Below are 12880 nucleotides of genomic sequence, written 5' to 3' on the forward strand. Positions count from 1 at the left end.
AACGTCGCACACGCCGCCCGGCGGAAAACGAAGGGGTTATGACAGCACTGCAACAGGGGTTCCTGCTCACTCGCCACTGGCGCGACACGCCCGCCGGCACCGAGGTCGATTTTTGGCTGGCGACCGACGCGGGCCCGCGCCAGCTGCGTCTGCCGCCGCAAACCTCGGTGGCGTTTATCCCCGCCGAACAAAGGCAGCGCGCGGAACTGCTGCTGCGAGAAGAGCGGCAAGTCGAACTGAAACCGCTGGCGCTGACGGATTTTCATCACCGCCCGATGCTGGGGCTGTACTGCCGCCAGCACCGTCAGCTCATCAAGCTGGAAAAACTGCTGCGGGAAGGCGGCGTTGCGGTCTACGAGGCCGATATTCGCCCGCCCGAGCGCTACCTGATGGAACGCTTCATCACCGCGCCGGTATGGTTCAACGGCCAGGGCGACGGCAATGGGCCGTTGCTCAGCGGCCAAATGAAGCCGGCGCCGGACTATCGCCCAACGCTAAAACTGGTGTCGCTGGATATCGAAACCACCGCCCACGGCGAGCTTTACTCCATCGCGCTGGAAGGCTGCGGCCAGCGGCAGGTCTACATGCTGGGGCCGGCCAACGGCGGTGATGAGCCGCTGGATTTCGATCTGGAATACTGCGCCAGCCGCCCCCAACTGCTGGAACGGCTGAACGCGTGGCTGGAACGTCACGATCCCGACGCCATCATCGGCTGGAACCTGGTGCAGTTCGATCTGCGGGTGCTGCAAAAGCACGCCGAGCGCTACCAAATCCCGCTGCGGCTGGGGCGCGGCGGCAACCTGCTGGAGTGGCGCGAGCATGGCTTCAAGCAGAATCACTTTTTCGCCGCCGCCGCCGGCCGCCTGATCATCGACGGCATCGAGGCGCTGAAATCCGCCACCTGGAATTTTCCCTCCTTCAGCCTGGAATACGTTTCGCAGGAACTGCTGGGCGAAGGCAAGGCGATCGACAATCCTTATCAGCGCATGGCGGAGATCGACCGGCGCTTCGCCGAAGACAAGCCGGCGCTGGCCCGCTACAACCTGAAAGACTGCGAGCTGGTGACGCGCATCTTCGCCAAGGCCGACCTGCTCAACTTCCTGCTGGAGCGCGCCACCGTCACCGGGCTGGCGGCCGATCGCAGCGGCGGATCGGTGGCGGCCTTCAGCCACCTCTATATGCCGCGCATGCATCGCCTGGGCTTTGTCGCCCCCAACCTCGGCGAACAGCCGGAGGAACACAGCCCCGGCGGCTTTGTGATGGATTCCCGGCCCGGCCTGTACGACTCGGTGCTGGTGCTGGACTATAAAAGTCTGTACCCGTCGATCATCCGCACCTTCTTGATCGATCCGGTCGGGTTGGTGGAAGGCATGCGCCACCCAAACGACGCCAACTCGGTGCCCGGCTTTCGCAACGCCCGCTTCTCGCGCAGCAAACACTGCCTGCCGGCGATCGTCGAGCAGATCTGGCAAGGGCGCGAGGCCGCAAAACGCCAGCACAACAAGCCCCTGTCACAGGCGCTGAAGATCATCATGAACGCGCTGTATGGCGTGCTGGGATCGAGCGGCTGCCGCTTCTTCGATCCGCGGCTGGCGTCGTCGATCACCCTGCGCGGCCACGAGATCATGCGCCAAACCCGCGAGCTGATCGAAGCCGAAGGCTATCAGGTGATTTACGGCGACACCGACTCCACCTTCGTCTGGCTGAAACAGCCGCATGACGAGCAACAGGCGGCGCAGATCGGCCGGGCGCTGGTGCAACGGGTCAACGCCTGGTGGCAGCAGCATCTGCAGCAGCAGTTCGGGCTGGAGAACGCGCTGGAGCTGGAGTTCGAAACCCACTATTCCCGCTTCCTGATGCCGACCATTCGCGGCGCCGAGCAGGGCAGCAAGAAACGCTACGCCGGCCTGATCGCGCGCGCCGACGGCCAGGAAGAGATGGTGTACAAAGGCCTGGAAACGGTGCGCACCGACTGGACGCCGCTGGCGCAGCAGTTCCAGCAGCAGCTCTATCAGCGCATCTTCAAACAACAGCCCTACCAGGACTATGTGCGCGACTACGTCGGCAAAACCCTGAACGGCGACTTCGACGATCAATTGGTGTACCGCAAACGGCTGCGCAGAAAGCTCGACGACTATCAGCGCAACGTGCCGCCGCACGCCCGCGCCGCGCGCATCGCCGACGACTACAACCGCAGTCAGGGGCGGCCGCTGCAGTATCAGAACGGCGGCTGGATCAGCTACGTGATGACCGTCGCCGGGCCGGAACCGCTGGAAACCCGCCATTCGCCCATCGATTATCAGCACTACCTCGAACGTCAGCTGCAACCGGTGGCAGACGCTATACTCCCTTTCTTGCACGACGACTTCACCACGCTGGTCACCGGGCAGATGGGGCTGTTTTGAGATTGCGCCAGGTTAAGAAAAATCATCCGGTTTTGCAGGTGACGAACGCGCCGCCTTCCATTACCATAGCGCCCTTCCCAAAACTGAACCACGCTTAGCCCTGCCGTCTCGCGACGTCTGCATGGCGTGAACGGCTATTGCCCGTCAAATTTAAAACAAACCGGGATTAACCGATGTTCAGTACAGGTGCCGCGGCCCTTCCCGCCCGGTAACAAGACTTACTTACAAAGAATCGAGCCGACAATATATGCCTTTTACTCTTGGTCAACGCTGGATCAGCGACACGGAAAGCGAATTAGGACTGGGCACCGTCGTGGCGCTGGATGCGCGCATGATTACCCTGCTTTTCCCCGCCACCGGTGAAAACCGCCTCTATGCCAGAAACGATTCGCCGATCACCCGCGTGATGTTCAACCCGGGCGATACCGTCAGCAGCCACGAGGGATGGCAGCTGCAGGTGGAAGAGGTGAAAGAGGAAAACGGTCTGTTGACCTATATCGGCACCCGCCTGGACACCCAGGAAAGCGGCGTGGCGATGCGCGAAGTGCTGCTGGACAGCAAACTGACCTTCAGCAAGCCGCAGGATCGCCTGTTCGCCGGCCAAATCGACCGCATGGACCGTTTCGCGCTGCGTTTTCGCGCCCGCAAATACCAGAGCGAGCAGTATCGCCTGCCGTTCGCCGGCCTGCGCGGCATGCGCGCCAGCCTGATCCCGCACCAGCTGCACATCGCTCATGAAGTCGGCCAGCGCCATGCGCCGCGCGTTCTGTTGGCGGACGAAGTCGGCCTCGGCAAAACCATCGAAGCCGGCATGATCATCCACCAGCAACTGCTGGCGGGCCGCGCCGAGCGCGTGCTGATCGTGGTGCCGGAAACGCTGCAGCACCAGTGGCTGGTGGAGATGATGCGCCGCTTCAACCTCTACTTCTCGCTGTTCGACGACAGCCGCTACGCCGAAGCCAAGCTCGACAGCAGCAACCCGTTCGAGACCGAACAGCTGGTGATCTGCTCGCTGGACTTCGTGCGCCGCAACAAGCAGCGCCTGGAAGAGCTGGCGGACGCCCAGTGGGATCTGCTGGTGGTCGATGAAGCGCACCACCTGGCCTGGAGTGAAGAAGCGCCGAGCCGCGAATATCAGGTGATCGAACAGCTGGCCGAGCATATCCCCGGCGTGCTGCTGCTGACCGCCACCCCGGAACAGCTGGGCCAACAGAGCCACTTTGCGCGCCTGCGCCTGCTCGATCCGAACCGTTTCCACGACTACGGCGAGTTCGTCGCCGAACAGCAGAAATACCGTCCGGTTGCCGACGCCGTCACCCTGCTGCTGAGCGGTGAACGCCTGGCCGACGACAAGCTGAACCTGCTGGGCGAGCTGATCGACGAGCAGGACATCGAACCGCTGCTCAAAGCGGCCAACAGCGAAGGCGACAACGCCGAACAGGCGCGCCAGGAGCTGGTGGCCATGCTGATGGATCGCCACGGCACCAGCCGCGTGCTGTTCCGCAACACCCGCAACGGCGTGAAGGGCTTCCCGCACCGCAACCTGCACCAGATCAAGCTGCCGTTGCCAACCCAGTATCAGACCGCGATCAAAGTGTCCGGCATCATGGGCGCCAAGAAATCCGTCGAAGCGCGCGCGCGCGATATGCTGTACCCGGAGCAGATCTACCAGGAATTCGAAGGCGAAAACGCCACCTGGTGGAACTTCGACCCGCGCGTCGAGTGGCTGTTGGACTACCTGCTGGCCAACCGCAACGAAAAAGTGCTGGTGATCTGCGCCAAGGCCGACACCGCGCTGCAGCTGGAGCAGGTGCTGCGCGAGCGTGAAGCGATCCGCGCCGCGGTGTTCCACGAAGGGCTGTCGATCATCGAGCGCGACCGCGCCGCCGCCTACTTCGCCTCCGAAGAGGAAGGCGCGCAGGTGCTGCTGTGTTCCGAGATCGGTTCCGAAGGCCGCAACTTCCAGTTCGCCAGCCAACTGGTGATGTTCGATCTGCCGTTCAATCCGGATCTGCTGGAACAGCGCATCGGCCGTCTGGACCGTATCGGCCAGATGCACGATATCCAAATCATGGTGCCTTACCTGGAGCACACCGCACAGGCGGTGCTGGGCCGCTGGTTCCACGAAGGGCTCGACGCCTTCGAACACACCTGCCCGACCGGCCGCACCATCTACGACAGCTGCTACGAGCAGTTGATCGGCTATCTGGCCGCGCCGACCGAGCAGGAGGGCCTGGACGAATTCATCCACGCCTGCCGCCAGCAGCATGACCAGTTGAAAGCGCAGCTGGAACAAGGCCGCGACCGTCTGCTGGAGATGCACTCCAACGGCGGCGACAAAGCCCAGGCGCTGGCCGCCGCCATCGCCGAGCAAGATAACGACGTCAACCTGGTGGGCTTCGCGCTCAACCTGTTCGACATCGTCGGCATCAATCAGGAAGATCGCAGCGACAACCTGATCGTGCTCACGCCGTCCGACCATATGCTGGTGCCGGACTTCCCGGGCCTGCCGCAGGACGGCTGCACCGTCACCTTCGATCGCGATCAGGCGCTGTCGCGCGAAGACGCGCAGTTCGTCAGTTGGGAACACCCGATCATCCGCAACGGCCTGGATCTTATCCTGTCCGGCGATACCGGCAGCTGTGCGGTGTCCCTGTTGAAAAACAAAGCGTTGCCGGTCGGCACCTTGCTGGTTGAGCTGGTGTACGTGGTGGAAGCCCAGGCGCCGAAGCACCTGCAGCTGACCCGCTTCCTGCCGCCGACGCCGATCCGCATGCTGATGGACCGCAAGGGCACCAACCTGGCGGCGCAGGTCGAGTTCGAAAGCTTCAACCGCCAGTTGAACGCGGTCAACCGCCACACCTCCAGCAAACTGGTCAACGCCGTGCAGCAAGACGTGCACGCCATGCTGCAGCAGGCGGAAAGCCTGGTGGAAGCGCAGGCACGCACGCTTATCGAACAGGCGAAGCAAGAGGCGGACGACAAGCTGAGCGCCGAGCTGGCGCGTCTGGAAGCGCTGAAGGCGGTCAACCCGAACATCCGCGACGACGAAGTCGAGACGCTGGAGTTCAACCGCCGTCAGGTGCTGGCCAACCTCAATGAAGCCGGCTGGCGTCTCGACGCCATTCGTCTGGTGGTGGTCACCCACCAGTAACCGGCGCGACGCGGGGAGACCACCGTCTCCCCGTTCGGCCCTTTTCGCGGAGCCAAGATGGAACCCTATAATCCCCCGCAGGACCCGCTGCACATCCTGTATCAGGATGAACACATCATGGTGGTCAACAAGCCCAGCGGCTTGCTGTCGGTGCCCGGCCGCGCGCCGGAAAACAAAGACAGCCTGATGACCCGCATTCAGGCCGATCATCCGGCCGCCGAATCGGTGCACCGGCTGGATATGGCCACCAGCGGGGTGATCGTGGTGGCGCTCAACAAGGCCGCCGAGCGTGAGCTGAAGCGTCAGTTTCGCGAACGCGAACCGAAGAAATCCTATATCGCCCGCGTTTGGGGGCATATGGCGCATGACGAAGGATTGGTGGACTTGCCGCTGATCTGCGACTGGCCGAACCGGCCGCTGCAAAAGGTGTGTTTTGAAACCGGCAAAGCGGCGCAGACGGAATATCTGGTGCTGTCGCGCGACGCCGACGGCAGCACCCGCGTGAAGCTGACGCCGATCACCGGCCGCTCGCACCAGCTGCGGGTGCACATGCTGGCGCTGGGACACCCGATCCTCGGCGACGGTTTCTACGCCCCGCCGGAAGCCAAAGCGATGGCGCCGCGGCTGCAGCTGCATGCGCAAGAGCTGCGCATCACCCACCCCGCCTTCCAGACGCCGATGCACTTTCGCGCCGAGCCGGATTTCTGAACCACATATTAAACGGGCCCGGCATGCCGGGCCCGCTTTCATCGCTTATTTAAAACCTTTCTCGCGTTTGATCAGGTCGTACGCCGCCTGGATCTCCTGCGCTTTCTGCTTGGCCATTTCCATCATCTCCGGCGGTAAGCCTTTCGCCACCAGCTTATCCGGATGATGTTCGCTCATCAGCTTGCGGTAGGCGCGTTTGATGGTGGCGGCATCGTCGCTGCTGCGCACGCCGAGCACCTTGCACGCATCGTCGAGCGTCGGGCCGCGCTGAGCCTGCTGATAACCGCCCTGCGAATACCCGCCCTGCTGACCGCCGCCGAACTGACGCCCGCCCTCCATCATGCTGAGGAACTGATCGAACTGCGCGCGCGAAATGCCCAGCTCTTCGGCGATGACATACAGCACCTGACGTTCGTTCGGGTGCAGCGAGCCGTCGGCGAACGCCGCCTGAATCTGAATTTCCAGAAACATCCGAATCAGATCGAAGCGGCCGAAACAGATGCTGCGGAACTGCTGCAGCGTCTCACGCAGCGGGAACTGGCTCTGTTTGCCCTCGCGGAACGCCTGCTGCGCCGCAGTGCGGGCTTCGCCGTGCAGCTGCAGGCGATCCATGAACAGGCTGGCGATCTGGATATCCGCCTCGGTGACGCGTCCTTTGGATTTGGTCAGGTGGCCCATAACCTGAAAAGTGGTGCGGAAAAACAGCGTTTGCCGCGTTTGCTGGTCGGTGAAAAACCCCCGGCTGCGCTTGTTGCTGCGCGCCGTATCGATCATATGACCGATAATCAGCCCCAGAACTACACCCCAGAATCCCGCGCCAGACCAGATGGCGACGATGACGCCGAGCAGTTTTCCCCAATACTGCATATACTCCTCAATTATCATGCCGAAAGCCGCCCGCTCTCCTCCGTTTCAGGAAAGGGCGCAGGCGATTTTTCCTAGAATTTGGATTATCATACCTGTCATTTATCTTTGCGCCTAACGACGACGCAAGTAAACGGCTGGATTTAGCACTAGCGCAACGCAGATGAGTAATATAGTCTCTGACCGTTTGCCGGACACGACGCCTCTGATGACGGAACACCAAAACCGCGTATGAAAAAAAGTTTCCCAACACTGCTGGCCACGATGATTTGGACGGCACTCTACAGTCAGCATGCGCTGGCTGATCTGGCCGAGCAATGCATGCTTGGCGTTCCTGTTTACGACAAGCCTTTGGTCAGCGGCGATCCGAACAGCCAGCCGGTGACCATCAATGCCGATGACTCGCGCGCCGACTACCCGAAAAGCGCCCTGTTCAGCGGCAACGTGCATATCGAGCAGGGCAACAGCACCCTGACCGCCAAAGAAGTTGAGCTGAATCAGACGCAAAACCCCGGCCAGACGGAACCGGTGCGTACCGTCACCGCCACCGGCGACGTGCACTACAGCGACAATCAGATCAAACTGAAAGGCCCGAAGGCCTGGTCTAACCTGAATACCAAAGATACCGACGTCTATGAAGGCGACTACCAGATGGTAGGCCGTCAGGGGCGCGGCGACGCCGACAAGATGAAAATGCGCGGCGCCAACCGTTACACCATCCTGGAAAACGGCACCTTTACCTCCTGTCTGCCGGGCGATGACAGCTGGAGCGTGGTCGGTTCCGAAGTGATCCACGATCGCGAAGAGCAGGTGGCGGAAATATGGAACGCCCGCTTCCGCATCGGTGGCGTGCCGGTGTTCTACAGCCCGTACCTGCAGCTGCCGGTCGGCGACAAGCGCCGTTCCGGCTTCCTGATCCCGAACGCCAAGTACGGCAGCAACAACGGCTTCGAGTTCATGTTGCCGTACTACTGGAACATCGCGCCGAACTACGACGCCACCATTACCCCGCACTATATGTCCAAGCGCGGCCTGCAGTGGCAGACCGAGTTCCGTTATCTGGTGCAGCCGGGCCTCGGCCTGATGGAGTTCGACTGGCTGCCGGACGACAAGGAATACGGCAAAGATCATGACGACAACAAACGCTGGTTGTTCTACTGGAACCACAACGGCGTTATGGATCAAGTGTGGCGCTTCAACGTCGATTACACCAAGGTCAGCGATTCCAAGTACTTCACCGATCTGGACTCCAAATACGGCTCCACCACCGACGGCTACGCCACGCAGAAATTCAGCCTCGGCTACGCCAACGAGAACTGGAACGCCACGCTGAGCTCCAAGCAGTTCCAGATTTACGACGATACCGATCGCTCACAGTCGGACTCGTATAAAGTCCAGCCGCAGCTGGATCTGAACTACTACAAGAACGACCTCGGTCCGTTCGATTTCCATATCTACGGCCAGGCGGCCAAGTTCACCAGCGTCAACCCATACAGCCCGGACGCCACCCGTTTGCATATGGAACCGACGCTGAGTCTGCCGCTCACCAACGGCTGGGCCAGCCTGAACACCGAAGCCAAGGTGATGGCGACCCATTACCAGCAGGATATTCCTGACGGTTTCGCCGCCAACTACCAGAGCCGCAAAAACGCTGCCGCGCCGGAGCTCGATGATTCGGTCAACCGCGTACTGCCGCAGTTCAAAGTCGACGGCAAGCTGGTGTTCGAGCGGCCGATGATCTGGGCCGAAGGCGCCACCCAGACGCTGGAGCCGCGCGTGCAGTACCTGTACGTGCCGTACCGCGACCAGAGCAACATCTACACCTACGACACCACGCTGCTGCAGACCGACTACTCCGGCCTGTTCCGCGATCGCACCTACAGCGGCCTGGATCGCATCGCTTCGCAGAACCGCGTGTCTACCGGTTTGACCACGCGCATTTATGATGACGCGCTGGTTGAACGTTTTAACGCTTCCGTGGGTCAAATCTACTACTTCAGCCGTTCGCGCACCGGCGATCGGGTAACCGGGTACGACAACAACGACGATACCGGCAGCGTGGCCTGGGCCGGCGATACCTATTGGAAAATCGACGATCGTTGGGGCCTGCGCGGCGGCCTGCAGTATGACACCCGCCTGAACAGCGTCTCGCTGGGCAACGGCGTGGTGGAATACCGCCAGGATGCCGAGCGCGTAGTGCAGCTGAACTACCGTTACGCCACCCCGGAATATATCCAGACGGCGTTGAACACCAAAACGGTTCCGGCCTTCCAGGACGGCATCTCGCAGGTGGGCATCACCGGCAGTTGGCCGATCGCCGATCGTTGGGCGGTGGTCGGGGCGTACTACTACGACACCCGCGCCAAACAATCCGCCGATCAGCTGGTGGGGCTGAAGTACAACACCTGCTGCTGGGCGGTGACGCTGGGCTATGAGCGCAAGATCACCGACTGGAACAACAGCAACAATACCAGCGTTTACGACAACAGAGTTTCGTTCAACGTCGAACTGCGCGGCCTGAGCAGCGATCATAGTCTCGGCTCCGCAGAAATGCTGCGCTCCGGCATTCTGCCGTATCAGCGCGCATTCTGACGCTTTGCAACACTTTGAAAACGAGAACTTTCACCCGCATTTGCGGATTACATAATGGGAAATGTATGAAGAACTGGAGAACGCTTATTCTCGGATTGGTGGTTTGCGCCAATGCCGCGTTCGCAGCACCCCAAGAAGTGGATAAAGTCGCCGCCGTCGTGGATAACGGCGTGGTACTCGAAAGCGACGTCAACGGACTGTTGCAGTCGGTGAAGCTCAACGCCCAGCAGGCCGGTCAGCAACTGCCGGACGACAAGACGCTGCGCCATCAGATCATCGAACGTCTGATCATGGACAACATCCAGCTGCAGATGGCCAAGAAAATGGGCATCACCGTCTCCGACGCCGATCTGGACAAAGCGATCGCCAACATCGCCGCGCAGAACCGCATGAGCGTCGATCAGCTGCGCAGCCGCCTGTCGTACGAAGGGCTGAACTACAACACCTACCGCGCGCAGATCCGCAAAGAGATGCTGATCTCCGAAGTGCGTAACAACGAAGTGCGCCGCCGCGTCACCATCCTGCCGCAGGAAGTGGACGCGCTGGCCAAACAGGTGGGCGCGCAGAACGGCAGCGACACCGAAATGAACATCAGCCACATCCTGATCCCGCTGCCGGAGAACCCGTCGCAGCAGCAGGTCGACAAAGCCGAAGAGCTGGCCAAACGCCTGGTGGGCGAGATCAACAGCGGCGCCGACTTCGGCAAGCTGGCGATCACTTACTCCGCCGACTCTCAGGCGCTGAAAGGCGGCAACATGGGCTGGGGCAAGCTGCAAGAGATCCCGACCCTGTTCGCTGAACGCCTGGTGAGCGCCAAGAAAGGCGACGTTGTCGGCCCAATCCGTTCCGGTGTCGGCTTCCACATCCTGAAAGTCAACGATATCCGCGGCGCCAGCCAGTCGGTGTCGGTCACCGAAGTGCACGCCCGTCACATCCTGCTGAAACCTTCGGTGGTGCTGACCGACGACCAGGCACGCGCCAAACTGCAATCCGTCGCGGAAGCGATCAAGAGCGGCCGCGCCAAATTCGCCGACGAAGCCAAACAGCTGTCGCAGGATCCGGGTTCCGCCATGCAGGGCGGCGATCTGGGCTGGGCTTCTCCGGACATCTACGATCCCGCCTTCCGCGATGCGTTGCTCAAGCTGAGCAAAGGTGAGATCAGCGCGCCGGTGCACTCTTCCTTCGGTTGGCACCTGATTCAGCTGCTGGATACCCGTCAGGTGGATAAGACCGACGCCGCGCAGAAAGATCGCGCTTACCGCATGCTGTTCAACCGTAAGTTCGCCGAAGAGGCGCAGACCTGGATGCAGGAACAGCGCGCCCAGGCTTACGTGAAGATCCTCGATGGCAGCGATGCGCAGCAATAAACGCGTCGTCATTACCCCCGGCGAACCCGCCGGGGTGGGGCCGGATTTGGTAGCCGCCCTGGCGCAACAGGATTGGCCTGTTGAGCTGGTGGTGTGCGCCGATCCGGCCCTGTTGCTTGAACGCGCCCAATGTTTGGGCCTGCCGCTGACGCTGCGCGACTACCAGCCGCAGCAGCCGGCCGAGGCGCAACGCGCCGGCACGCTGACCGTGCTGCCGGTGTCGCTCGCTCAGCCGGTCACCGCCGGTGAACTGAACGTCGGCAACAGTGCCTACGTGGTGGAAACCCTGGCGCGCGCCTGCGACGGCTGCCTGAACGGCGAGTTTGCCGCCTTGATCACCGGCCCGGTGAACAAGGGCGTGATCAACGACGCCGGCGTGCCGTTTATCGGCCATACCGAATTCTTTGCCGATCGCAGCCGCTGCGATCGCGTGGTGATGATGCTCGCGACCGAAGAGCTGCGCGTGGCGCTGGCGACCACCCACCTGCCGCTGCTGGCGGTGCCGGGCGCCATCACGCAGCAGAGCCTGTTCGAAGTCATTCGCATCCTCGACCACGATCTGAAAACCAAATTTGGCATCGCCCAGCCGCACATTTACGTCTGCGGTCTGAATCCCCACGCCGGGGAAGGCGGCCATATGGGGCACGAAGAGATAGACACCATCATCCCGGCGCTCGACGCGCTGCGCGCTGACGGTATCCATCTTGTCGGCCCGCTGCCGGCGGACACCCTGTTCCAGCCCAAATATCTGCAAGATGCCGATGCGGTGCTGGCGATGTATCACGATCAGGGGCTGCCGGTGCTAAAATACCAAGGGTTCGGCCGCGCGGTGAATATCACCCTCGGTTTGCCTTTCATACGCACCTCGGTCGACCACGGTACCGCTCTGGAACTGGCCGGCACCGGCACCGCCGATGTCGGCAGTTTCCAAACGGCCCTGAATCTCGCCATTAAAATGATAATTAATTGTAATGAATAACAGAGTCCACCAAGGGCACTTTGCCCGCAAACGCTTTGGACAAAACTTTTTAACCGATCAGTTTGTCATCGATAGCATTGTCTCCGCCATTCACCCGCAGCCGGGCGAAGCGGTGGTCGAGATCGGCCCCGGCCTCGGCGCCTTGACCGAACCGGTCGGCGCGCGCATGGACCGCATGACGGTGATCGAACTGGACCGCGATCTGGCCACCCGGCTGGAGAACCACCCGCAGTTGAAAGACAAGCTGACCATCCACCAGCAGGACGCCATGACGGTGAATTTCGCCGAACTGGCCGAGGAAGCTGGCCAACCGCTGCGCGTATTTGGTAACCTGCCGTACAATATTTCGACGCCGCTGATGTTCCACCTTTTCAGCTATACTCAGGCAATCCGCGACATGCACTTTATGTTGCAAAAAGAGGTGGTCAACCGTCTGGTGGCCGGCCCGAACAGCAAGGCCTACGGGCGCTTGACCGTGATGGCGCAGTACTACTGCAACGTCATTCCGGTGCTGGAAGTGCCGCCGACCGCGTTCGCGCCGCCGCCGAAGGTCGATTCCGCCGTGGTGCGCCTGGTCCCGCACACCGAGCTGCCGAACCCGGTGGGCGACGTGCGCATGCTGAGCCGCATCACCACGCAGGCGTTCAACCAGCGGCGGAAAACCATCCGCAATAGCCTGGGCGATCTGTTCACGCCGGAGCAGCTGACGGAGCTCGGCGTCGATCCTTCGCTCAGAGCAGAGAATATTTCTGTGGCGCAGTACTGCAAGCTGGCGAACTGGCTGTCAGCCAATCCGGCGCCGCAGCAATAA

At 61.6% G+C, this 12880-nt stretch carries 8 protein-coding genes; 7 read left to right on the plus strand and 1 reads right to left on the minus strand.

From position 1 onward, the window contains the following. Positions 1-38: 38 nt before the first annotated feature. The 3 genes from ACSBQV_RS14285 (at position 39) to rluA (ending at position 6267) form a co-directional block, all read left to right on the plus strand. Positions 39-2405, plus strand: coding sequence for a DNA polymerase II (locus ACSBQV_RS14285; RefSeq protein ID WP_099785579.1), 2367 nt, complete (start codon positions 39-41; stop codon positions 2403-2405). 247 nt (positions 2406-2652) lie between these two features. Then, on the plus strand, positions 2653-5559 hold the full coding sequence (gene rapA, locus ACSBQV_RS14290; protein WP_047025192.1) for an RNA polymerase-associated protein RapA: 2907 nt from the start codon (positions 2653-2655) through the stop codon (positions 5557-5559). Positions 5560-5616: 57 nt separating this feature from the next. Beyond that, on the plus strand, positions 5617-6267 hold the full coding sequence (gene rluA / locus ACSBQV_RS14295; protein WP_099785583.1) for a bifunctional tRNA pseudouridine(32) synthase/23S rRNA pseudouridine(746) synthase RluA: 651 nt from the start codon (positions 5617-5619) through the stop codon (positions 6265-6267). 45 nt (positions 6268-6312) lie between these two features. On the opposite strand, the gene djlA is transcribed toward rluA, so the two are convergent. Further along, positions 6313-7134: a co-chaperone DjlA gene (djlA, locus tag ACSBQV_RS14300; protein ID WP_025301546.1), complete on the minus strand. Its 822-nt coding sequence runs from the start codon at positions 7132-7134 to the stop codon at positions 6313-6315. A 228-nt stretch (positions 7135-7362) separates the two neighbouring features. Between djlA and lptD the strand changes: the two genes are divergently transcribed. The 4 genes from lptD (at position 7363) to rsmA (ending at position 12880) form a co-directional block, all read left to right on the plus strand. Beyond that, positions 7363-9723, plus strand: a complete 2361-nt coding sequence (gene lptD / locus ACSBQV_RS14305) for an LPS assembly protein LptD (protein WP_021505352.1) — start codon at positions 7363-7365, stop codon at positions 9721-9723. A 65-nt stretch (positions 9724-9788) separates the two neighbouring features. Then, positions 9789-11090: a peptidylprolyl isomerase SurA gene (gene surA / locus ACSBQV_RS14310; protein ID WP_033641834.1), complete on the plus strand. Its 1302-nt coding sequence runs from the start codon at positions 9789-9791 to the stop codon at positions 11088-11090. Continuing rightward, positions 11077-12069, plus strand: coding sequence for a 4-hydroxythreonine-4-phosphate dehydrogenase PdxA (pdxA, locus tag ACSBQV_RS14315; protein WP_099785724.1), 993 nt, complete (start codon positions 11077-11079; stop codon positions 12067-12069). The genes surA and pdxA overlap by 14 nt, the downstream gene beginning before the upstream one ends. After that, the gene (gene rsmA, locus ACSBQV_RS14320) at positions 12062-12880 is read left to right on the plus strand and encodes a 16S rRNA (adenine(1518)-N(6)/adenine(1519)-N(6))-dimethyltransferase RsmA (RefSeq protein WP_099785585.1); all 819 of its coding nucleotides are present in this window, start codon (positions 12062-12064) and stop codon (positions 12878-12880) included. The genes pdxA and rsmA overlap by 8 nt, the downstream gene beginning before the upstream one ends.

Source organism: Serratia sp. B501 (assembly GCF_051172315.1).
In the GTDB taxonomy this organism is placed as follows: Bacteria; Pseudomonadota; Gammaproteobacteria; order Enterobacterales; family Enterobacteriaceae; genus Serratia; species Serratia ureilytica.